The sequence below is a fragment of the Peptoniphilus grossensis ph5 genome (assembly GCF_000311825.1).
GTDB classification, from domain to species: domain Bacteria; phylum Bacillota; class Clostridia; order Tissierellales; family Peptoniphilaceae; genus Peptoniphilus_A; species Peptoniphilus_A hominis.
Map to the genome: position 1 here is coordinate 318,754 of NZ_HE978566.1, position 23,808 is coordinate 342,561.

Consider the following 23,808-nt stretch of genomic DNA (forward strand, 5'->3'; position numbering starts at 1 on the left):
GCCTTTTTAATTTGCTAAAGAAGAAGATTAAATAGATGAAGAAAATTCTTTTTTGTTGTAAAATTAAAGTAGATGAAAAGGTGATTTTATGAAAAAAACAAATGCAATGAGAATCCTTGAAGGGGAAAATATAAATTTTGAAATAATCGAATACTCAACTAAGGACGGAATTGGCGGAGTAGATGTTGCAGAAAAATTGGGGGAAGACAAAAATAGGGTCTTTAAAACTCTTGTCACAGAAGCAAAGGATGGCGAGCATTATGTCTTCGTCGTTCCTGTTTCCAGTGAACTTGATTTAAAAAAGGCAGCGAAGGCATCGGATTCCAAAAAAATTGAAATGATTCCACAAAAAAAACTTCTTCCACTGACTGGTTATGTTCACGGAGGTTGCTCTCCCGTTGGCATGAAAAAATCTTTTAAAACTTTTATAGACTTATCAGCAGAGGACTTAGACTACTTTTATGTTAGCGGAGGAAAGGTTGGCATGCAAATAAAAGTCAATCCTAAGGAATTAATTTCTGCAATTGATGGAGAATTTTCTGATATTAAAAAGGAGTAAGTATGTATAGAGATATTTATGAAAAATGGCTTGCAAGTGAAAATTTAGATGAAAATTTGAAGCGAGAACTTTTAAATATTAAAGATAATGAAGAAGAAATTGAAGACAGGTTTTATAAGGATTTAGAATTTGGAACTGCAGGGCTTCGTGGCATTTTAGGTGCAGGCACAAATCGCATGAATTATTTAACTGTAGGAAGAACAGCTCTTGCTCTTGCTAATTTAATCGACAGCCTTGGCGAAGATGCAAAGAAAAGAGGAGTGGTAATAGGTCGTGACATAAGGCATTACTCCTACGAATTTTCAATTTTAACGGCAAAAATTTTGGCAGAAAAGGGCATTAAGGTTTACCTCTTCCCAGGCATTGTTCCAACGCCACTTCTTGCCTATGCAATTAGATACTTAAAAACTATTTCTGGCATAATGATCACAGCCTCTCACAATCCAAAAAATTACAATGGCTTTAAACTTTATTGGGAAAAGGGCTCACAAATTTTATCAGACATTGCTGATGAGGTAGAAGCTGAATCACAAAAAATTGACATCTTAGATTTTGATTTTGCCAGCTTAAAAAAATTAGGCGAGTATGAAAATATAAAATTCCTTGGAGATAAAGTTACTAAATCTTTTTACAGAAATACATTAAAACACACTCTTACTGATGATGTGGACAAGGAAATAAAAATTGTCTACACTCCACTAAGTGGCTGCGGCAATAAGTATGTGAGAAAAATTTTAGCCCTTAGAGCTTTTAAAAATGTTTATGTAGTTCCTGACCAAGAAAACCCCGATGGAGACTTCACTAATGTGACAAATCCAAACCCAGAAGACCCAAGGGCCTTTGACAGGGCAATAGAACTTGCAAAAAAAGAAAATGCCGACATAATTATTGCTACTGATCCTGATTCAGATAGGGTCGCTGTAATGGAAATGGGCGAAGAAATTTTTAGAATCACTGGCAATCAAATGGGCTTTATCCTTGGAAACTTTATTTTGGAAAGAATTAAGGATAAAAATATAGAAAAGGGAGCTCTTGTTAAGACTCTTGTAACAGCCGATTTGATTAAAAAAATCGCTGCAGACTATGGTGTAGAAGTCTTTGAAACTTTAACGGGCTTTAAAAATATTTGCAAGCTTCCAAATATTTGGGATGAAACTGGCGAGAAGAATTTTATCTTTGGCTACGAAGAGTCTATTGGCTATGTAATTGGCGATCACATAAGAGACAAGGATGCCATTGGCACATCAATGATTGTGGCAGAGATGGCAGGCTACCTAAAAAAGAGAAATTTAAAAATAAAAGATTATCTTGATGAAATTTATAAAAAATATGGTTACTTTGAAGAACTTTTAGACTCAGTTTATTTTGAAGGCAAAGATGGAAAAGAAATCATGAAAAAAATCATGGATGATTTTAGAAAAATTGAAGACTTTGAAAAAATTGGCGACCTAAAGAAAAAAGTTGACTATATAGAGGACGAGGAAAATCCACAAGATTTATTAAAATTTTATTTTGGCGAAGAAACTTGGTTTGCCTTAAGGCCATCAGGCACAGAGCCAAAATTAAAAATTTATGCCTATGCAGTTTCTGAAGATAAAGAGGAAGCGAAAAGAAAAATAAGGGCTATGAAAGAAGAAATAATGGAAAAAATCCAGGCAAGCAGGTGATTTAATGATACTATTTTGTGACTTTAACCCAAAAATTGTTAGAGAATTTAAATTAAATAATGAGACAGAAAATATAATTGAAAGCTCAAAAATTTATCCCGGCGGCAAGGGGCTTTACATGTCTCTTTTTGCAAAAAAACTTGGCGTGGATTCAGAAGTTTTTATGCTAAAGGGAAGCACTAGGGGTAGAGAAATTGCTCTCAGCCTCAGCCGACTTGGCATTGATGTAAATTATACTGCCCTCAAGGATGAAAATGTTGAAGAAGTTATAATAAGGGGCGCAGATTTTGTAAAAGATTATAAGACTCAAGACCCTAGAATCACTATGGAGGACAGGAACGACATTTTAAATTCCTTTGAAAGAGCCCTTTACAACAAAAAAATTGCAGTAATTCCAAAAATTGATTTACTTGGAATTGATGATGAGATTTACCATCGACTTATTACAATTTGCTTTAAAAACAATATAAAGGTTGCCGTAAATCCAAAAAATCTTCAAGCAATAGAAAAGACTAATCCCTATATTTTGGTCTTTGACAAGGATGACATTGAAAAGGAAAAAAATATTAACTACACTGGCGAAGTTATTAACTACAACAAAAAATTTATTCAAGCTGGAGCTAAAATTGTCCTTGTCAATAGCAAGAGAGCCACAATAATTTCCACAGAGGATAAAAATTATAGGGCCTATGTCAATAAGGAAAAATTAGGCAGAAAAGAATTGACAGAAAAATTTGACACAGAACTATCCCTTGCAGGTCTTGCCATGGCTCTTGACAGAGATTACGATTTTATCACTTCAATAAAACTTGCAATATCCTGTGGAGTATGGGAAAATTTTGTTGAAAAAGATGTAATAGAAATGAGCGCTATTAAAAAGATTATGAATAGCGTTGAAGTTGAAGAAATTTAAGAGGAGGATAAATGAAAAATTTTCACTTAAATAGAGATAATGTGCTCTTTGCCTTTATTGACATTCAAGATAAACTTTTAAAGGCAATGTATAACAAGGAAGAAATTGTAAAAAATTCTACAATTATGGCAAAGGTGGCAAGCATTATTGGGGCAGAAGCAATTTATACAGTTCAGTATCCAAAGGGACTTGGCTACACTAATGAAGAAGTCAAAGATCCTTTAAAGGATAAGGAAGAATTTCCCAAGCTAACTTTTAATTCCTATGGGGATGAAGGAATAAAAAATGAAATTGATAGACTTGGTAAAAAACAAATTATTATCTGCGGCATGGAAACACATATTTGCGTTTTCCAAACAGTGAGGGCACTTTTAGAAGCTGGCTTTGAAGTTTTTGTAGTAGAAGATGCTCTTGGCTCAAGGTCAGAAAAAAACACGAAAAATGGCATGGCACAACTTGGCGAAATGGGTGCAGTTATTACAAACACAGAGACAGTTTTATTTGATTTAGCAGGCATTGCTGGCACAGATGAATTTAAAACTTTACAAAAATTAATTATTTAATCGAGGAGCTTCCAGGTGGAGCTCTTTTTTGTTTTCACTGTGATATAATTACTTTGGTGATAAGATGAAAATAATTCACGCAGGTGATTTACATTTAAAAAAATTTTACAGGGGAAGACTTCCTCTTGAAGTTTCAAATAAACTTTTAGAGGATACTTGGCGTGCCTTTAAAGACTTAGCTGACTTTTCTAATGAGGTCCAGGCAGATATTTTTTTACTTGCTGGAGACTTATTTGAGAGAGAATTTTTTAACCTAAGGGACTTAAAGAGATTTCTAGATATAATTAAGACCATTAAGGCAAAGGTCTTTGTAGTCTTTGGAAATCACGACTATCTTTCTTCTGACAATTTATTTTTAAAGGTAGATTTGCCAGAAAATTTATATATATTTAAAAGCGACTTGGATTTTTATGAATTAAGCGACTTAAAGACGCGAATTTATGGAATATCCTATGACAATTATAATTTCAAGAAAGATTTTAGCCAGGTGAAACTAGATAAAAACTTTATCAATATTGGTCTCTTTCACTCTGACCTAAAAGACGAGAGGTATTTGCCCCTTGATGAAAGTTTTATGAGAGAATTTAATTATCTGGCACTGGGTCACATCCACAAGAGGGGCAAGGTCCTTGACAATGCCTACTACTGCGGCTCACTGATTCCACTTTCCTTTAAGGATGAGGGCAAGAGGGGGATAATATTTTTAGATGATGAGAAAAAAATCCTTGAATACAAAGATTTTTCCAGGAGAGAGTTTGTAAATCTTGATGTAAAAATAAGTGAAGACATGACTTTTTCTGAAATTTTAAAAAACCTTCAAGACAAAATAGAAGAAGACAATTTATATAGGATTACTCTTAAGGGAAAGAGCCTGCACAAAAGGGAAATTGAAAGCTTTTTGAGAGAAAATCTTTCAGCCCTTTATTTTGAAATAAATAATGAACTGACACAAGCCCTTGATGGTGACCTTGAAATTAAAGACAAGTATATTTTAGATCTCCTTGACACTTTTTCTGATGATGAAATAGAAAGAGATGCCAGAGACCTTTCTAGGGAGTACATTTTGGAGCAATATTATGATATTTAAGGAACTGGGAATTTTAAATTTTGGAAAATTTGAAAATAAAATAATAGAGCTTGACAGGGGTCTCAATTTAATTTCAGGAGAAAATGAGGGTGGCAAGTCCACTATCGTTAATTTTATTGACGGAATTTTTTACGGTTTTAGCAGAGATTCCCTCGCCAGAAAAGTTCGCGACGATATTTTTGAAAAATCAAGACCCTGGTCTTCCAATTTATATAGGGGCTATGTGCTTTTAAGTGACCAGGGCGAAAATTATAGGGTGAGTCGAGACTTTGATGCCGATGAAATTTCTATATTAAATATAGAAAATGGCGAAGATCTTTCCAAGGATGAGAGAAATTATTTAAATTCACGAATCCCGCAGCCTGGTCTCATATTTTTTGACATGAGCAGAAAGCTCTACAAATCTAGTTTTTTTATTTCTCAAAGATTTTCTCAAGTAGAAGAAGATGCTGCAGGAGAAATAAAAAATAAAATCGACAACTTTTCTGTCTCTCAAGATGAAAATATTGATTTGACAAAGCTTTTGGACAAGATGAATAAAGATTTAGATGACTTGGGAACTAAGAGGCGAAAGACCTCTGAAATTGGAAGGACCTATGGAGAGCTAGAAAAAATTACAGCTGAAAAAATAAATTTTGCAAGTTTAAGGGAAAATTATGAAAAAACTGCCCAAGCCCATAAAGATGCCGAGGAAGAATTAAAGGATCTTGAAGATAAGATGAGGGGCAGAAAGCTTTTTGAACTCCAAGAATTAAAAAAGAAGTTAAAGGAAAGCCAAGAAGAAAAGATTAGGCAGGATGAAAATTTTGATTTTTCTGACCTTGAAAGGGCCATTGAAATAAATAGGTCTACGGGACTTTATTCAAGCAAGCTTGACGATTTACTTTCCCAAGAAGGTCATATTTTTGAAATTGACGATGATGCAGAACTTGACTACAAGAGATTTAAGGAAATTAAAGAAGAAATTGCACTTTTAAATGAAAATAATTTTTCTAAAGAAATAGAAATAATTTCTGCAGACATAAAAAACATAGAAAAAGTTGCCTTTAAATACTTTTTAAAAATATTTTTATCATGTCTTGCAGGTGGAGCCACAGTCTTTCTTTCAATTTACTTGAAAAAATATTTTCTCATAATTTTTTCTATAATATTTTTCACTTATTCTTACTTTAGAATTGTAAAATACAGAGAAAACAAGGACCTTTTATATCGCCTAAAAAACAAGCTCATAGATTTTAAGAAAAAATCCATGGACAAAACCATAAAGAAGAAAGAATTTGACAAGGATTTTGCTGAACTTCTTGAAAAATATCAGGCAAGAGATTTAAAAGCTCTTTCAGAAATTTTAGATGAAAAAAAGGAAGAAAACTTAAAAAATATTTCTAAAAATGAGTACAATGAAAGTTGGAAGGAAAAAAATCACCTTGAAATAAGAGAGACCAAGGAAAAAATCTCAGAGCTTGAAGGAGAACTCCTAAAAATTTTTGAAAAATATGGCGTAAAAAACATTAAAGACTTAAAAAATTTATTTTATGAACTTAAAGACTCTAATAAGGACAAGACAAGTGAATACGAATATAGAATTGAAGCTCTTGAAAGAGAAAATTTAAGTGGCAAAATTTATAATGAAGAGTCCCTAGAATCAATTTCAGATAAAATTAAAGAAGTCACAAGAGAAATTTCAAACTTAGAGGGAATTTTAAAAACTCAGGAAGAATCCTTGGAAAAACTGAGAAGCCTAGAAGAAAAATCCTTTGAGCTTGAGGATAAACTTAAAAAATTAGAATATAGGAGAGAACTTCTAGAGCTTTCTATTGATAAATTTGAGGACTTTATAAATCTAAGAAGAAGGGACACTCTGCCTATTTTAAAAAACAATATTTCAAAGTATTTGGATAAGATGACCTCATCTAAGTACAGCGAAATTTTAATTGATGACAGATTTGACATAAAGGTATATGATAAAAATGTTGGCGATTATGTAGCTTTAGATAGGCTAAGCCTTGGCACCATGGACCAAATTTATCTTGCCTTTAGGCTTTCTATTTCAAAAATAATTACTGACAAAAAAATTCCCCTTGTACTTGACAGTCATTTTGACTCCTACGATGATGAAAGGCTAAAAAACACTCTGGAAGTCTTAAAGGATGAAGAGCAAGTTTTAATTTTTTCAAGTTCAAATAGGGAAAGAGAAATTTTAGATAAATACAATTTGACATATAATTTAATTAAACTTTGAGGTGTATATGATATTCGCAATAGGAGATCTTCACTTCGATTATACAGAAGAAAAACCTATGGATATTTTTGGAGATAAGTGGGAAAATCACGAAGAAAAAATAATTGAAAACTGGAAAGAAGTGGTAAGTGATGAAGACCTAGTTCTCCTGCCAGGAGATATTTCTTGGGCACTAAAACTAGATACAGCAGCCCTTGACTTAAAGAGAATTGATGACCTACCTGGAACCAAAATAATTTCCAAGGGCAATCACGATTATTGGTGGTCTTCCCTAAACAAGATGAACAATTTAGACTTGAAGACCATTCACTTTTTGCACAACAACTCCTTTGAATACAAAGATTATTCCATTTGTGGAACGAGAGGTTGGGCTTCTCGTGATTCTTTTGAATTTTCGGAAGATGATGAAAAAATATATTTGAGAGAAGTCCAGAGACTTAAAAACTCTCTGGATTCCTGTGTAAACAAAAAAATAATTGCCATGATTCACTATCCACCCTTTAACCAAGATTTAGGGCCTAATGAATTTTCTGAGACTCTCTCAGACTACAAGGTGGAAAAATGTATCTACGGCCACCTTCATGGCAAGGGTCACAAGTATTCCTATGAGGGAGAACTCTTGGGAGTGGAATATGAATTTGTTGCAAGCGACTACTTAGATTTTAAGTTAAAAAAAATTTTGGAGGACTAATGGAAAGAGAAATTGAAGTTAAACTTCTTGATATTGACATAAAAGATTTTGAAGAAAAAATAAAAGCCCTAGGCGCTGAATTTGTAAAGGAAGAAGACCAAATTAATATTACAGTTAATTCAACGGCCCATAAAATTTATAAGAAGCATGGCTATCTTAGAATTAGGGTTGCAAAATCTGGCGGTAAAGAGAAAAAATATTTTACCTTTAAAGAAAATATCTCTGACATAAAGGTGAGGGACAATATAGAACACACTACTGAAATAAATAGTGTGGAAGATTTAATAAATATTTTAAAATGTCTTGGCTACGACAAATTTCACAAGGGCTACAAGAACAGAAGAAAATACAGTTTAAATTCCCTTGTCATTGACATTGACACTTGGGATGAAGACACTTATCCAAAGCCTTATGTGGAGATTGAAGCGCCAAGCATGGAAGAAATTTATAGCCTCGTAGATGAACTTAAAATAGATAGGGACCATGTATCTACAATGTCTATTGACGAACTTAGAAAATCTTTAAAAAAATAGTGTGACATATATAATTAATGTGTTATAATATTTTTAGCAAATAAGGAGGAGCTTATGTCTAAGTATAATTATATTAAATGGTTTGATGAAATTGGTAAAGAAGATGTAGGAATTGTCGGAGGAAAGGGCGCAAACTTAGGTGAACTAACTAGTTTTGGACTACCTGTGCCTCCAGGATTTTGTGTCACTGCAAGTGGCTACACAAAATTTATTAAATACGCAGAACTTGACGAAGTTGTAAAATTTTTGATGGAAGCTGTAGATGTTGAAAATGTTGATGAACTAACTAATGCTTCAAAGGAAATCCAAAAGAAAATAAAGGAAAAAGAATTTGATCCAGAACTAAAGGAAGAAATTTTATCTGCTTACAGAGAATTTTCTGAAAACATTGGAGTTAAAGACCCAGAAGTTGCTGTTAGATCTTCAGCTACTGCAGAAGATTTGCCTGACGCATCCTTTGCAGGACAACAAGATACTTATTTACACATTTCTGGCGAAGAAGAACTTTTAAATCACATAAGAGATTGCTTTGCATCACTTTGGACTTCAAGGGCAATTTATTATAGAGAAAAACAAAATTACGATCATTTTGATGTTGCTCTTTCAGTTGTAATTCAAAAAATGGTTAACTCTGAAAAGTCTGGAGTAATGTTTACAGCAAACCCAATTAATAATAGCAAAGATGAAATGATGATTAACGCAAGTTACGGACTTGGAGAAGCTGTTGTTTCCGGAATTGTAACTCCTGATGAATATATTATCGACAAAAAAACTAAAAAAGTAATTGAAAAAAATATTGCCGAAAAAGAATACATGGTAATTAAAAATGAAAATGGTGTTGGAACTAGAGTAGTTAATGTAAAAGACATCTTAGGAGCTGATGCAGTAAAGGCTGAAGCACTTTCTCCTAAGGAATTAGACACTCTTGTTGAAAGAGGACTTAAGGTAGAAAAACTTTATGGCTCAGTTCAAGACACTGAATGGGGCTTTGACAGAGACACTAAGGAATTTTACTTCCTACAATCAAGACCTATTACAACTCTTGGCGACAAGGAAGAAAAGGAAGAAAAATTAATCACACTTGTTAAGGGACTTCCTGCTTCTCCAGGAATTGGCAGAGGTAAAGTTAAACTTATAAAAGACATTTCAGAAATCAACCTTGTTGAAGAAGGAGATGTACTTGTAACTGCCATGACTAACCCAGACATGGTTCCTGCAATGAGAAAATGTGCTGGAGTTGTTACTGACGAAGGCGGAAGAACTTGTCACGCAGCTATAGTTTCAAGAGAATTACAAATTCCATGTATAGTTGGGGCAAAAACTGCAACAAAAACACTAAAGACAGGGGACACAGTAACAGTTGATGCAGTAAGAGGAATTGTATATGAAGGTGAAGTTCTAAAGGAAAAAGAAGAAAAGAAATCTCCTGACTCTCCAAATGTATCAAGTATTGCAAACCTAGATGAACTTAGAAATTTATTTGCACCAACAACTGCTACTAAGATTTATATGAACCTTGGCGAACCAGAATTAATTGAAAAATATAAAAACTTGCCAATGGACGGCATTGGACTAATGAGAACTGAATTTATTTTCACAAATATGATTGGTGCTCACCCAATGTATTTAGTAAAAACTGGCCAAGGCGACTTAATGATAGATAAACTTGCTGAAGGAATTTCCAAAGTTGCTCAAGCAATTTATCCAAAGAATTTAGTTGTTAGAACTTCTGACTTTAGGACAAATGAATTTAGAGGTCTAAAGGGAGGAGACGAAGTTGAGCCAATTGAAGCTAACCCAATGATTGGTTGGAGAGGCGTTTCAAGATATATTTCTCCTGAATACGAAGAAGGCTTTAGACTTGAATGTCGTGCTATTAAAAAAGTTAGAGAAGAATATGGACTTACAAATGTAATTGTTATGCTTCCTTTCGTAAGAACTCCTGAAAAACTTAGAGTTGTAAAGGGAATTATGGCTGAAGAAGGTCTTGTTCAATCTAAAAACTTTAAGATTTGGATTATGGCAGAAGTGCCAGCAGTAGTTCTTCAAGCAGAAGAATTTGCAGAATTAGTTGACGGATTCTCCATTGGCTCAAATGACTTGACACAACTTGTAATGGGTGCAGACAGAGACTCTGGCGTTCTTAACAATATGGGCTACTTTGACGAAAGAAATGACGCAGTTAAAATTGCCCTAAAAACAATAATCGATGCAGCCAACAAAAAGGGAATCACTTGCTCAATTTGTGGACAAGGACCAAGCCAATACCCAGAACTTGCAGAATTCTTAGTTGAATGTGGAATCACTTCAATGTCAGTAAACCCTGACACAGTTGAATACACAAGAAGACTTGTTGCAAGTGTTGAACAAAAAATTATTTTAAAGAAACTTAGACAAATGTAAGATATAAATAAAGAAAGATCTCATGGCGACATGGGATCTTTTTTATATGCCTTAAATCATAGTCTAAATAAAAAAATCTGCTGATATAATCAGCAGATAAAATTTAAATTAATTTGTTGTAGTCCAAAAAATTTGACACAAGAGATTTTGTAAAGATTAGATTTACTAAGTCTATAGTGCACAAGTCGTCTTGAAACTCTAGGGATTTGTCAATATTTATTTTAAGACCCTCTTCTTCAAAGACCTGGTGGTCTCTTTCTCTTCTCCTTGGGCTACCAATATAGGTGTCAGAAGTGGGCATGCCACTTCCACAACATTGCTTTGATGTAATTAAGTCAACAGTAATTTCTCTTGCCTTTTTATCAGATAAAAATTTAAGAGCATTCTCTGTAATTTTAATTCTCAAATTACTCATCCTTTTTTATGAGAGTTACAAAAAATTCGCTTGGCTTAATAGCTTCAATGGCAATATAATTTTCACCGTCGAATTTAAGAACCTTACCTGGTTCAAACTCTCTGTCTTCATCATCATTTAATATAACTTTAATTTGACCCTTAACAATAGTTACAAGTACAGTAAAGCCAGGGTGATTGTGCTTGTCAATAGATTCGCCAGAGGCTAAAACTTTTTTCACTAGAGTAAATTCCTTTTCACTAAAAACTTTTCCAGGCATACTTCCTACATAACCAATCATTTTATTACCTCATTTCTTAAATTTATCTAAATCGTGAAAACTTTCCAAATTTAAATCACTTCTATCAAGATCCTTGTCTCTTGAAAAGTTTTTTGCATCATCTAAATTCTTTTTGATGATTTGATCATCTTCTAAGCTACTTTCTCTTTCTAGGTTTATTTGGCTGCCCTTTTCAATATGATTAAGTAAATCTTCAGAAGATTTTAAATCCTCAATCTTATATTCAGGCATCTCTTCTAAGAAAGTTGAAAGATTTATAGTTTCAGATTCATAGAGCTTGCTGATGATTTCGTCAATGTTTTGTGAATTTTTGCGAACAAGTTCAGACCTAATTTCGCTTAAAATATTTAATTTTTCCAAATTATATTTTTGAGAGAATTCTTTTAAATCTTCAAAAATTATATCTGTAATAGTTGGATTGAGTCTTGAAGAATTTAGTGAAAAAGTAAGTGGTCCTCTTTCAATAGATTTATTTATGGACATTAGTGACTTTGAAAAGATATCAAATCTTTGGTAAATCATATTTCTTCCGTGGGCTCTTTTTTCCAGGGCTTCATTGAGCTCGAAGTCCTCTGTGGCAATGAGCACATAGTCAAATCCCATAAACTTAAAATCCTTTTCAAGTTCATGTTCCTTTAACTTAATTTTGCCATCAGACTCTTCAGATTTTTTTACTATGTCTTTAGTAAAGCTGTCTGCAATCATATATATTTCTGCTTCAGTATCTATTACCGATTTAAGTGCAGATAGGGCAAGGTAGCCTCCACCTAAAATTAAAATCTTTTTCTCAAAGGTGTCAAGACTCACTGGTAGGTAACGCATAATATCACTCCTTTATAAAATTAAATTTATTTACAATAATATGTAAGCTTAGCTTAATTATACCAAATATTAGGACTTTTTAAGCAAATTATTACATTTATTATAACTTTTCACTACTAATTTAATAAAATTTTAATATTTCTAAAATATAATGGGTATATTATGTGTTATAATAGACTAAACAGGCTATAGAAAAATGGAGGTTTTATAATGAAATCTAATAATTTAAAGAGAGCAGCTGTTCTTGGTCTTGCAACAATTATGCTAGTACCAAGCGCAACTTTTGCAAAAGAGTTTAAGGATGTCAAAAAAGACAATAAATATTCTTGGGCTTACAATGCAATTGATGTATTAAGCGACAAGAATGTTATTAGTGGACATCCAGATGGAGAATTTAAGCCAGGTGATTCAGTTTCACTTGAAGAACTTTTACAACTTATTAAACAAGTTCTAAATCCAAGTGCTGATGAAGTAAAAACTGCTAAAGAAAAATATTCAAAAACTGCCAAGGACAATGGCGTAAATTCTTGGGCTGAAGATGCAGTTTGCTTGGCTCTTCACAGAGGTTACTTAAATGAAAGTGCATTAAAGAAAGCTTATGAAAGAGGATTCTTCAAAATCAATGGAAGAGAATATCCAAGCAGAAGCGATATTGCAATTTTCTTTGCCAGAGCACTTAACTTAAATGCAAATGGCAACACTACACTTTTGAGACATAAAGATCAAAGCACTATGAGCGACAGCTTGAGAGGATACTTAGCTTCCCTTATAGAAGCAGGCATTTTCACTTCAACTGGATCTGATGGAAAATTTGAAGGAGATAGACCTATTACACGTGCAGAAACTGCAATAATCACTAAGGCTTCCTTTGATTACGCAGCTAGAAACACAGTAAGCTCTAAGGTTGAAAAGAAAAAGGGAACTGTAATTCTTTCTTCAAAGCTAAACAATGTAAATGTAATTATCATTGAAGTAGACAAACAAAAATATTCCTTTGACCTTGACAACAACACAAAATTTAAATTAAAGGACAAAGACATCAAGCTTGAAGACATTAGGGCTGGTCAAGAGGTAGAAATAGAATATATAAAGAGCAACTCTGTTGACAGAGAAGGCACAGCAAAGACAATCACTGTTACAAATGCAATGCTTGACATGGTTGGATATGTAAACTCTAAGGGAACAAATGAAATCACTCTTAGATATAGAGACAATTCAACTTCAATTGACTTTAGAACAACTTCAAAAATTTCAACTTCTGACACTAAGACTTTCACTCTTGATTCCAATGTTAAGATCAAAGCTTATGGCAAGGACTTAAAACTTGCAGATGTAAACGTTGATGACCTTGTTGAATTTAAGACAAATGCTGACAACAAAATAACTGAAATGACAGTATTCCCTAAAGAAGCTCAAGTAAAGGGAAGAATTACTTCTCTTGACACTTCAAATAAAGATAAGGCTTCTTTAAAGATTAGACTAAAGGACAATAAGGATTATGAATTCTATATTACAAGTGAAACTAAAGATTTAAATAAAATTACTTTAAATGATGATGTAAATCTTTATGTAAATTATAAAGTTGTAAAGGGACTTGCATCTAATTATGATAATAATGGCAATGTAACAGGGGAAGTTATTGCATATAGTGGTGTTGAATCATCTTTTACTAACAGAAGATATAATCGCTATATAGATATTAGGACAAAGGATGGATACACTAAAACATATTATCTTGCAGATAGATATGAAATAAAATCTTACAATGGATATAAGCAAACTCAAGTTACTGAATCTTATTTAAGAGGCAAAGATGTTATTTTATCTCTTGATAATTATGGAGATGTTGAAACTATTACTATAGTTGATTCAAATTTACAATTCAGTGGAATGTTCCAAGTTATAAGCAATCTAGATGTTGGATATAATTATAATGTCTACAAGATTGGAATTAGAGTTATTCAATCAGATAATGAAAAATTAAAACCAGGAAAGACTCTTTATTTCCAAACTAGTCAAAAGCTAGAACTATATGATGTTCTATCCTTTGATGGTTATTTAAATTATGATGGAGAAATAATTTCAGATTCAAACAACAGAAAACTTGGAAATCCTAGAGAGTTTTTAAATTACGCAAATAGAACTACTAGAAAGAGCGATTTTAAAGATTACACATATTTCTTGGACAGCAATCGATATTACAATGGAAACTACAATAATAGATACAATAACATTTCTCAATTTTAATAGCTAAAATAGAAACCCACAGTGGTTTCTATTTTTTTTGCTCAAATTTATGATATAATACAAATCGGAGTGATGAAATGAAAAAGAAATTTATAGCTATAGCTTTAAGTGCCCTACTTTTATTTGCGCCAGCAAGTATTTTTGCAAAGTCCTTTAAAGATTTAAGCAAAAATGGCAAAAGTGGATGGGCATATGATTATGTAGAGGAATTATCTAAGAAAAATATTTTAAAGGGATATGAAGACGGAAGTTTTAAACCAAATAACCCCGTTAGCTTTTTGGAAATTATGCAAATTTTAAAGACTGTTTTAAATCCTAGCCAAGATGAAATAAATTCAGCTAGGGCTGCTTATCTTGAATTTGTAAATGCCAATGGAATAGTAGACTGGGCAAAGGATGCTGTTTGCTACAATCTTTACCAAGGCACAATTACTGAAAAGACTATTACAAGCGCGCGTGAAAAGGGATTTTTGGAAAACAAAGTTTATCCAAATAGAAATACAATTGCAGTTTATTATGCCAGAGCCTTTAGGCTTGAAAAAAATGCAGACAGGTCAAACTTAAAGTACAAGGACATCAACAATATTAATCCACTAACTATGGAGTATCTTCCAAATCTTATTAGTGCGAATATTTTTACTAGTACAGGTTCTGATGGCAACTTCAATGGAAATTTTGCCATAAGAAGAAGCGAAATTGCTGTTATTACTTCAAGAGGTCTTGCCTATGTAAGTGGCAACCTTGATAAGGTTAAAAATAGTGGAAATGCACCTGCTGGAGAAGATTTATCTGTAAATAATAGTGATAATAAGGTTCCTGAAGAAAATAAAAATAATGAGGCTAATAATGCCCTAAACACTAATTCAATTTTAAATGGTGAAGAATCTAAAAGTAATACAGAAGAGCTGACACCTGCTGAAGTGGGCACTATGGTAAACTTCAAGGGTGAAGTCATTGAAGTAATCGACGGCGGTAATGTAAAATATATTAGGGTAAAGGTTACTGAAAGCGACTCAGATAAGTTTGGACCAGGCAATATTATAACTATCAACACTTTTAAGGCTCACAAGCTAAATGACCTTGTAGAAGGTTCTGGAATTTTTGGCGAAAATTCTTTGACAAATATTAAATTAAAGTAATAAGAAGGGCTGTTTTATGACGGCCCTTTCAAATTGGAGGAAAATTGGAATTTTTAAGTAGAAGTGAGAGGATGCTCTCAGCTGATGATATAAAAAAAATTAATTCAAAATCTGTCTTAGTCTTTGGCCTAGGTGGCGTTGGCGGCTCCTCAGTTGAAGCCCTTGTCCGTGCTGGCATAGGAAAAGTTGGCATTGTGGATGGCGATGAATATGAAATTACAAATGTAAATAGACAAATTTTTGCAACGACAAAGACTCTAGGCATGAGAAAAGTAGATGCCTGCCAAGAAAGACTTTTGGAGATAAATCCTGAAGTAAAAATAAAAAAATACGATTTATTTGTAACAGAAGAAAATATAGGGGAAATTGACTTTGAATCCTACGATTATGTTATAGATGCCATTGACACAATTACTTCTAAGCTTTTAATAATAAAGGCAGCACATGAAAAAAATATAAAAATAATTTCTGCCATGGGTGCAGGCAATCGCCTTGATCCTACAAAATTTGAAGTCCTAGACATCGAAAGGACAAAAAATGACCCAGTGGCAAGAATTATGAGAAAAAAATTAAAAGAGATGAATATAAAAAAATTAAAGGTAGTTTGCTCCAAAGAAATCCCAATAAAGACAGGAGACAGAACTCCCGGTTCAATTTCTTTTGTGCCACCTGTTTGTGGTATGGTTTTGGCTTCCTATGTGGTCTCTGATATCTTAAAAAGTTGAAATGATAGCGAAAAAAACATATAATAATTAGCAGTAAGGAGAAGTCATGGATATAAATACTTTAAATGATAAACAAAGAGAAGCACTTTTGGCAACAGAAGGTCCACTACTTATTTTGGCAGGGGCAGGTTCTGGCAAGACCAAGGTTGTAACTTCAAAAATTGCATACTTAATGGAAGAATTAAATGTCCCTTCATGGAAGATTTTGGCAATAACTTTTACTAATAAGGCTGCCAAGGAAATGAAGGACAGGGTTCAAAAGCTAATTGATAGGGACATCTCCTCAATGTGGATAGGAACTTTTCACTCAATTTGTGTGAGAATTTTAAGAAGAAATATTGAAAGAATTGGCTATAATGGAAATTTTACTATTTACGATAGAGATGATCAGATAACAGTTGTCAAAGAAGCTATTGCTGAACTTGCTATTGATAAGGACATGTATAAGCCAAGGTCAATTGTAAATGATATTTCAAACATCAAGGGCGAAGGCATAAGTCCTCTTGAATACATAGAGGCCAACAAGGACAATTTTTTCAAGGAAAATCTTGGCAAAATTTATGAGGTCTACGAGAAAAAACTTAGAAAAAATAATGCCCTAGACTTTGACGATCTTTTAATAAAAACTGTAGATATTTTAAGGTCTGAAGAAGATGTTAGAGATTTTTATAGGGACAAGTTTGAGTATATTTTTGTTGACGAATATCAAGACACCAATAAGATTCAGTACCAGCTAATAAAATTAATTGCAGGCAAAAATCCCAACCTCACTGTAGTTGGCGATAATGACCAATCTATTTACAAGTGGCGTGGTGCCGACATCAACAATATTTTAAACTTTCACAAGGATTTTCCTGGTGCAAAAATTGTAAAGCTTGAGCAAAACTATCGTTCAACGCAAAAAATTCTTGATGTGGCAAATGAAGTCATTGGATATAACACTACGAGAATTGAAAAAAATCTTTGGACAGCAAGAGATGAAGGCAAGGATGTAGTTTACAGAGAGTTTCCTCACTCAAATGAAGAGGAATATGGAGTTATAAATAAAATTATTGCCCTAAATTATAAGGGCGAAGAATTTAAAGACATGGCGATACTTTATAGGACCAATGCTCAGTCAAGAGGCTTTGAAGAAGCCCTTGTGAGAGAGAGAATCCCCTATAAAATCGTTGGCGGACTAAAATTCTACGACAGAATGGAAGTAAAGGATGTTCTCGCCTACCTTCGCGTCTTAAACAATACTGATGACAATGTAAGCCTTTCTAGGATTATAAATAGACCTAAGAGGGGAATTGGAGATACGTCTCTTTCTGATTTATTAGACTATGCAGATAATAAGGGACTTTCACTTTATGATGTAGTGACAAATATTGACAAATTTGAAGACTTAAATCTTAGGGCGAGAAAAAATATTAAAGATTTTGGCAGCATCCTAAAAATTTTAAAGGAAAGGGCAGGAAATCTTTCTATTGGAAAACTCTTTGAAGAGGTTTTATATGAAAGCGGTTACGCTCTTGACTTAAAGAATCAAAATACAATTGAAGCAAAGACTCGACTTGAAAACATAGAAGAACTCCACTCAAACATCATGGAATACGACAGAGAGGGAGTAGAGCTAGCTGAATATTTAAATACACTTTCTCTTTTATCAGATGTAGATAAAACTTCAGAGGACAGCGGAGTAAACCTCATGACAATGCACGCTGCCAAGGGACTGGAATTTGGAACAGTATTTTTAGTTGGACTTGAGGAAGGACTTTTCCCAACAAGTAGGGCTCTTGAAAGTGATGAAGAAGTTGAGGAAGAAAGAAGACTTTGCTATGTAGGTGTAACCCGTGCCCGCAACAATTTATTTATTTCATCTTCAAGGACTCGTTCCATGTATGGAAAGCTCACTCCTGCAAAGAGGAGCAGGTTTATTGGAGAAATGGGCGACAAAATAGAAATAATTGAAGATAAAAAGAGAGAATTACTTGAAATTCGCGATTACAATGAAGGCAAGGCTTCAGTCACTAGACCTAAAAAATTCTTTGGCATGGACAAAAAAGTTGAGACAAGTAAAAAATCAAGTGATGGAAAAAATATAAATGTTGGCGACAAGGTTAAGCACAAAATTTTTGGCAAGGGTATGGTAGTACAAAAGAAGGAAAAAAATGGAGACTACGAAGTTGTAATTTCTTTTGACAAAAAGGGTCTAAAGAGGCTAATGCTTTCTGTTGCCCCTATAGAATTAGTTGATTAGTTGGTGAAATATGGATGATAAAATAAAAGAAATGGATAATCTAATTGCTGAAATCGACAAATTAAATTACCATTACTATACTTTAGATGAGCCACTGCTTTCTGATGCAGAGTACGACAAATTATACGACAGGCTCGTAAATCTTGAAAATGAAACGGGGACAGTTTTGCCCTATTCTCCAACAACAAGAGTTGGCGGTGCAATTTTAGATAAATTTGTAAAGCACACTCATCTTGCTAGGCTTTACTCCATGGATAAGGCTCAGGGAGACGAGGCACTTCTCGCTTGGTACAATAGAATAGAAAAGTTTGTGAAAGATTATAATTTAGATCATGTAAACAAACTTCCAGAGCCAGAATTTATTGTGGAATTAAAGTTTGATGGTCTCACAATTAATTTAACTTACGAAAATGGAAATCTCCTAATGGCATCTACAAGGGGAAATGGAATAATTGGCGAAGAGATTTTAGAGCAAGTTAAGACAATTTATTCTGTGCCCCTTAGAATTTCTTATCCAGGTAAAATTGAAGTTCAGGGAGAAGGCTTGATGCCCCTTTCAGAGCTTAATAAGTACAACGAAAACAATGAAGAAAAATTAAAAAATGCTAGAAACGCAGCAGCAGGTGCTCTTAGAAATTTAGACCCAAGGGTGACAAAGAAAAGGAATCTAACGGCATTTTTCTACAATGTAGGCTACACTGAAAAGGACTTATTTAAAACTGACGAGGACATAAAAAATTTTTTGAGAGAAAATAATTTTAAAGTTTCCAAATATAATTTTAAGCTAAAAAAATACCAAGAAATCATAGATAAGATCAGCGAAATAGGAGATAATAGAAATAAGCTTGATATTTTAATTGACGGAGTTACCATTAAGGTCAATGATATTGAGACTAGAAAAGCTTTGGGCTACACAAATAAATTTCCTCGCTGGGCAGTTGCCTATAAATTTGAGGCAGAAGAAATTTCCACAACTCTTCTTGATGTAGTGTGGAATGTTGGAAGGACTGCCAAGGTAACGCCATCTGCAATACTTGAGCCAGTGGACATTGGCGGTGTAACTGTTCAGAGGGCAACCTTAAATAATTACGACGACATTTTAAGGAAAAAAGTTAAAATTGGTTCAAGAGTTTTAATTAGAAGGTCAAATGATGTAATTCCAGAGATACTTGGAACTTTACCATCAGACAATAAAACTCGTGAAATTGAAAAACCAAAGACTTGCCCTTATTGTGGGTCACATTTATATCAAGATGGTGTCCACATCTTCTGTCCTAACACACTTTCTTGCGTGCCACAACTTGTGTCAAGGCTTACACATTTTGCATCGAGAGATGCCATGAATATAGATGGATTTAGCGAAAAGACAATTGAAAAATTAATGGAGACAGTTGACTTAAAAGAAATTCCTGACATTTATAAATTAAAGTACGATGACATCATAAAAATTGAGGGCTTTAAGGAAAAGAGGACTAATAATCTTTTAAGGGCAATTGAATCATCAAAGAGTCCTCATCTCTCAAATTTTATTTACGCACTGGGCATACCCAATGTTGGAATAAAGACGGCGAGAGATTTGGCAAATCACTTTAAAGATTTTGATAAATTAAAAAATTCTAAGGAAGAAGAATTAATTACAATTGGCGACATTGGAAATATTACAGCAAAGGAAATTGTAGAATTTTTTAATGATGATAGAATTGTTGGCGCTGTTGATGAACTTTTTGAACTTGGAGTAAAGCCAGTTTATGAAGATGATGGTGATAAGCCTAAGCCACTTCTTGATAAGACAATAGTAATTACTGGGACACTTGATCTTCCTAGAAAGGAACTTGAAGAGAAATTAATTTCTCTTGGAGCAAAGGTTACCGGGTCTGTCAGCAAAAAGACAGACTATGTAATAGCTGGCGAAAATCCTGGCTCAAAGTATGACAAGGCTCAGTCCTTAGATATAAAAATCTTAAGTTTAGAAGAACTTGATAAATTAGTAGGAGGTTTAAATGAATAAAGAAGATATAAGGCATATTGCAGATATTGCTCAAATTGATTTTTCAGAAGAAGAACTTGACAAATTTGCGCCAAGCTTTGATGAAAATATTGAACTTGTAAACAAAATTAAGGAAATTGACACTGAAGGTGTTGAAAAAGTTTTTCAAGTTAATGGAACAGAAAATAATATTCGTGAAGATAAAACTGGAGAGTCTCTTTCCCAAGAAGAGGCACTTGAAAATGCCGCTACTAAAAAATACGGTTATTTTAAACTTATTAAGTTTGTAGATTAGGAGGGACTCATGACTTTTAGCAATTTAAGAGCCTGGGAAATCGCCCAAGGATATAGAAATAAAGATTTCTCTTGCCAAGAAGTTACTAGAGAATTTTTAGATAATATAAAAGAAAAAGATGGCGAAATTAATGCCTACATCACAGTTACAGAAGATATGACTATGAAGAAAGCAAAGGAAGTTGATGAAAAATTTCACAACAGAGAAGAAGTATCTCCTCTTGCTGGCGTGCCAATTTCTATTAAGGACAATATTTCTGTAAAGGATGTAAAGATGACTTGTGCATCAAGGATGCTAGAAAATTACACAGCGCCTTATGATGCAACTCTTGTTAAAAAAATAAAAAATAATGATGGAGTAATTCTTGGCAAGGTAAACATGGACGAATTTGCCATGGGAGCTTCAACTAGAACTTCTTATTTTGGAGTTACAAAAAATCCACTTGACACTACAAGAGTTTCTGGTGGTTCATCAGGTGGCTCAGCTGCCTCTGTCAGTGCAGATATGGCAGCAATTTCTATTGGTTCAGACACAGGTGGATCTGTTAGACAACCTTCAAGTTTTTGTAAAACTGTGGGCATGAAGCCAACTTATGGTTCTATTTCAAGATTTGGCATGTCATCAATGGCTAACACCTTTGACCAACCTGGTGTCATTGCCAAGGACGTAAGAGACCTTACAATGATGTTTAATGTAATTGAAGGCCGCGACGAAAGAGACGCAACTTCTGTGGGAAACCCTGGACTTAAATACGACTTTGACTTTTCTGATGACGCTATAAAAAATCTTGAAGGCAAAAAATTTGCCATACCAAAAACTTATTTGGACATGGATTTAAATAAGAGAGTAAGGGAAGAACTTGATAAAGCCATTGAAGTTTTAAGAGAAAATGGTGCAAAGGTAGAAGCCTACGACATAGATTCTCTTAATCACACTATAGAAACTTATAATATTTTAGTAAATGGTGAAATTGCATCAAATTTGGCTCGTTTTGATTCCATTCGCTATGGTCACAGAACTGACAAAAAATTTGACACAATTGAAGAAATGTATCGTGCATCAAGACAAGAAGGCTTTGGCGAAGAAGTTAAGAGAAGAATAATGATTGGAACTCATATTCTTTCCATGGAAAATGCTGATGAATTTTATTACAAGGCTCTAAAGGTAAGGGGACTTATAAAGAGAGATATGGACAGGATGTTTAAGGATTATGACTTTATGATTTGCCCAACATTCCCAGTACTTCCTTTTAAAATTGATGACGACATGACTCCAGTTGAAATGTATCAAGCAGACTTATTTACTATTCCTGCAAACATGGTTGGCTCTCCATCAATTTCACTTCCAATGCCAGCAGGAGAAGATGGTCTTTCTGTTGGAATTGAATTTACAGCCAAGAGATTTAAGGATAAAGATTTACTTCAAGCATCACTTGCTTTCGAAAGGAGTTTAAATAAATGAAATATAAAACAATTGTAGGTTTGGAAATTCACGTCGAACTTTCCACAGAGACAAAGGCTTTTTGTTCATGCAAGAACTCCTTTGGAGATGAACCAAATACAAATGTGTGCCCAGTTTGCTTGGCACTACCTGGTGGTATGCCAGTTTTAAATAGAAATGTTGTAAACTATACAGTAATGGCTGGTACTGCCTTTAACTGCAAAATTAACAACAAATCAAAATTTGACAGAAAAAATTATTTCTATCCAGACTTAACTAAGGGATTTCAAATAACACAAAATGACAATGCAATTTGCACTGATGGTTATCTTGAAATTGAGACTGATGAGGGAAAGAAAAAAATAGGACTTTTCCAAATTCAAATGGAAGAAGATACTGCCAAGAGCCTTCACACTGAAGATAATGAAACTCTTATGGACTACAACAGATGTGGCGTGCCTCTAATTGAAATTGTAACTAAACCAGACATCTCAAGTGGCAAAGAAGCTCGTGTATTCCTTGAAAAATTAAAATCAACTTTAAGATTTTTAAATATTTCTGACTGCAAAATGGAAGAAGGATCCTTAAGATGTGATGTAAATGTCAACATTAAGGACATGGAGACAGGTGAGAAAACTGCCATAACTGAAGTTAAAAACCTTAACTCCTTTAGGGGTGTTGAGAAGGCAATAGACTTTGAAGTTGAAAGGCACATTAAGCTTCTTGAAAACCATGAAAAAGAAATTAGAACTACAAGAAGATGGGACGATGCAAAAAATGAAACTGTCCTAATGAGAGTGAAGTACACAGCCAGCGACTATAGATTTGCACCTGAAGGAGATCTTCCAATAGTTCACATTACTGACGAAGAGATAAAAGAAATTGTAGATAAAATGCCAGAGCTTCCAGGACAAATGATTGAAAGATTTGTAAAAGATTATGGCATAACAAGAGAAGATGCAGGAGTCCTTGCATCATCAAGAGAACTTGCAAAGTTCTTTGAGACAGTGGCAAGTGACTTTAAGGACTACACACTTCTTTCAAACTGGATTCAAACAGAAATTTTAAGAAGAGTAGAAATTTCTGATGATGAAGAATTTAAACTTCCTTTTGCCAATGAAGAATTTATTGAACTTTTAAATTCAATTAAGAGCGAAAAAATCAGCAATAATGCTGGCAAGAAAGTTCTTCGACAAATGTTTGAAACAGGAGAGGGCGCAAAGGAAATTATTGATAAGCTTGGACTTGTTCAAATGACAGACACTTCTGCAATTGAAAAAATTGTTGATGAAGTCCTAGACGAAAATGAGCAGTCAATCATCGACTTCAAGGAAGGAAAGGACAGAGCTCTTGGCTTTTTAGTTGGACAAGTAATGAAAAAATCAAGAGGAAAGGCAAATCCAAAAATTGCCAACGAAATGCTTGTTAAAAAATTAAAGGAAAGATAATTTATATAATTTAGATTAAGGTGTCAGCTTGGCACCTTTTTTATTTACCTAAAAATTTCAGGACTTATAAAAAGATTTTTACAAATTTTTAAAAGTATTGATATAATTATGTC

The 23,808-nt window shown here is 33.6% G+C and carries 20 protein-coding genes; 17 read left to right on the forward strand and 3 right to left on the reverse strand.

Annotation, left to right across the window (positions count from 1 at the left end; translation table 11 throughout):
* Positions 1-88 precede the first annotated feature (88 nt).
* The 9 genes from ybaK to ppsA all read left to right on the forward strand — a co-directional run bounded on the left by ybaK (position 89) and on the right by ppsA (position 10,655).
* A complete protein-coding gene (ybaK, locus tag HGPG_RS01450; RefSeq protein WP_019124273.1) occupies positions 89-559 on the forward strand; it encodes a Cys-tRNA(Pro) deacylase in 471 nt (156 codons plus the stop codon).
* A gap of 2 nt (positions 560-561) precedes the next feature.
* The gene (locus tag HGPG_RS01455) at positions 562-2,226 is read left to right on the forward strand and encodes a phospho-sugar mutase (protein WP_019124274.1); all 1,665 of its coding nucleotides are present in this window, start codon (positions 562-564) and stop codon (positions 2,224-2,226) included.
* 4 nt (positions 2,227-2,230) lie between these two features.
* Complete coding sequence (locus HGPG_RS01460) at positions 2,231-3,139, forward strand: PfkB family carbohydrate kinase (RefSeq protein ID WP_019124275.1); 909 nt, start codon at positions 2,231-2,233, stop codon at positions 3,137-3,139.
* 11 nt (positions 3,140-3,150) lie between these two features.
* The gene (locus tag HGPG_RS01465) at positions 3,151-3,702 is read left to right on the forward strand and encodes an isochorismatase family protein (RefSeq protein ID WP_019124276.1); all 552 of its coding nucleotides are present in this window, start codon (positions 3,151-3,153) and stop codon (positions 3,700-3,702) included.
* A 64-nt stretch (positions 3,703-3,766) separates the two neighbouring features.
* Positions 3,767-4,789 (forward strand): metallophosphoesterase family protein, encoded by a 1,023-nt coding sequence (locus HGPG_RS01470; RefSeq protein ID WP_019124277.1) that lies wholly within the window; start codon positions 3,767-3,769, stop codon positions 4,787-4,789.
* Positions 4,779-7,028: an ATP-binding protein gene (locus HGPG_RS01475; RefSeq protein ID WP_019124278.1), complete on the forward strand. Its 2,250-nt coding sequence runs from the start codon at positions 4,779-4,781 to the stop codon at positions 7,026-7,028. The genes HGPG_RS01470 and HGPG_RS01475 overlap by 11 nt, the downstream gene beginning before the upstream one ends.
* A 7-nt stretch (positions 7,029-7,035) precedes the next feature.
* Positions 7,036-7,719 carry a metallophosphoesterase gene (locus HGPG_RS01480; protein WP_019124279.1) on the forward strand — a complete coding sequence of 228 codons (684 nt, stop codon included), beginning with the start codon at positions 7,036-7,038 and terminating at the stop codon, positions 7,717-7,719.
* On the forward strand, positions 7,719-8,252 hold the full coding sequence (locus HGPG_RS01485) for a class IV adenylate cyclase (RefSeq protein WP_019124280.1): 534 nt from the start codon (positions 7,719-7,721) through the stop codon (positions 8,250-8,252). The genes HGPG_RS01480 and HGPG_RS01485 overlap by 1 nt, the downstream gene beginning before the upstream one ends.
* A gap of 54 nt (positions 8,253-8,306) precedes the next feature.
* Complete coding sequence (gene ppsA / locus HGPG_RS01490) at positions 8,307-10,655, forward strand: phosphoenolpyruvate synthase (RefSeq protein WP_019124281.1); 2,349 nt, start codon at positions 8,307-8,309, stop codon at positions 10,653-10,655.
* 103 nt (positions 10,656-10,758) lie between these two features.
* Here the strand turns inward: ppsA and HGPG_RS01495 are convergent, their stop codons facing one another.
* Genes HGPG_RS01495 through HGPG_RS01505 form a run of 3 tightly spaced genes read right to left on the reverse strand, consistent with a single transcriptional unit; the run spans position 10,759 to position 12,172 of the window.
* Complete coding sequence (locus tag HGPG_RS01495) at positions 10,759-11,070, reverse strand: CC/Se motif family (seleno)protein (RefSeq protein ID WP_036731186.1); 312 nt, start codon at positions 11,068-11,070, stop codon at positions 10,759-10,761.
* The gene (locus HGPG_RS01500) at positions 11,063-11,350 is read right to left on the reverse strand and encodes a Cro/Cl family transcriptional regulator (protein ID WP_019124283.1); all 288 of its coding nucleotides are present in this window, start codon (positions 11,348-11,350) and stop codon (positions 11,063-11,065) included. Before HGPG_RS01500 ends, HGPG_RS01495 begins: the two co-directional genes overlap by 8 nt.
* A 9-nt stretch (positions 11,351-11,359) precedes the next feature.
* The gene (locus HGPG_RS01505; RefSeq protein WP_019124284.1) at positions 11,360-12,172 is read right to left on the reverse strand and encodes a precorrin-2 dehydrogenase/sirohydrochlorin ferrochelatase family protein; all 813 of its coding nucleotides are present in this window, start codon (positions 12,170-12,172) and stop codon (positions 11,360-11,362) included.
* 210 nt (positions 12,173-12,382) lie between these two features.
* Between HGPG_RS01505 and HGPG_RS01510 the strand changes: the two genes are divergently transcribed.
* The 8 genes from HGPG_RS01510 (at position 12,383) to gatB (ending at position 23,695) form a co-directional block, all read left to right on the forward strand.
* Entirely contained in the window at positions 12,383-14,419 is a 2,037-nt protein-coding gene (locus HGPG_RS01510; protein ID WP_019124285.1) for an S-layer homology domain-containing protein, read from the forward strand.
* A 77-nt stretch (positions 14,420-14,496) separates the two neighbouring features.
* Positions 14,497-15,558 carry an S-layer homology domain-containing protein gene (locus tag HGPG_RS01515; protein ID WP_019124286.1) on the forward strand — a complete coding sequence of 354 codons (1,062 nt, stop codon included), beginning with the start codon at positions 14,497-14,499 and terminating at the stop codon, positions 15,556-15,558.
* Between the two features lie 44 nt (positions 15,559-15,602).
* A complete protein-coding gene (locus HGPG_RS01520; RefSeq protein ID WP_019124287.1) occupies positions 15,603-16,283 on the forward strand; it encodes a tRNA threonylcarbamoyladenosine dehydratase in 681 nt (226 codons plus the stop codon).
* 46 nt (positions 16,284-16,329) lie between these two features.
* Positions 16,330-18,525 (forward strand): ATP-dependent helicase, encoded by a 2,196-nt coding sequence (locus tag HGPG_RS01525; RefSeq protein WP_019124288.1) that lies wholly within the window; start codon positions 16,330-16,332, stop codon positions 18,523-18,525.
* Positions 18,526-18,535: 10 nt separating this feature from the next.
* Positions 18,536-20,533: an NAD-dependent DNA ligase LigA gene (ligA, locus tag HGPG_RS01530; protein ID WP_019124289.1), complete on the forward strand. Its 1,998-nt coding sequence runs from the start codon at positions 18,536-18,538 to the stop codon at positions 20,531-20,533.
* Positions 20,526-20,807: an Asp-tRNA(Asn)/Glu-tRNA(Gln) amidotransferase subunit GatC gene (gene gatC / locus HGPG_RS01535; protein ID WP_019124290.1), complete on the forward strand. Its 282-nt coding sequence runs from the start codon at positions 20,526-20,528 to the stop codon at positions 20,805-20,807. The genes ligA and gatC overlap by 8 nt, the downstream gene beginning before the upstream one ends.
* A 9-nt stretch (positions 20,808-20,816) precedes the next feature.
* Complete coding sequence (gene gatA, locus HGPG_RS01540) at positions 20,817-22,268, forward strand: Asp-tRNA(Asn)/Glu-tRNA(Gln) amidotransferase subunit GatA (RefSeq protein WP_019124291.1); 1,452 nt, start codon at positions 20,817-20,819, stop codon at positions 22,266-22,268.
* Positions 22,265-23,695, forward strand: a complete 1,431-nt coding sequence (gene gatB, locus HGPG_RS01545) for an Asp-tRNA(Asn)/Glu-tRNA(Gln) amidotransferase subunit GatB (RefSeq protein ID WP_019124292.1) — start codon at positions 22,265-22,267, stop codon at positions 23,693-23,695. Before gatA ends, gatB begins: the two co-directional genes overlap by 4 nt.
* Positions 23,696-23,808: the final 113 nt, after the last annotated feature.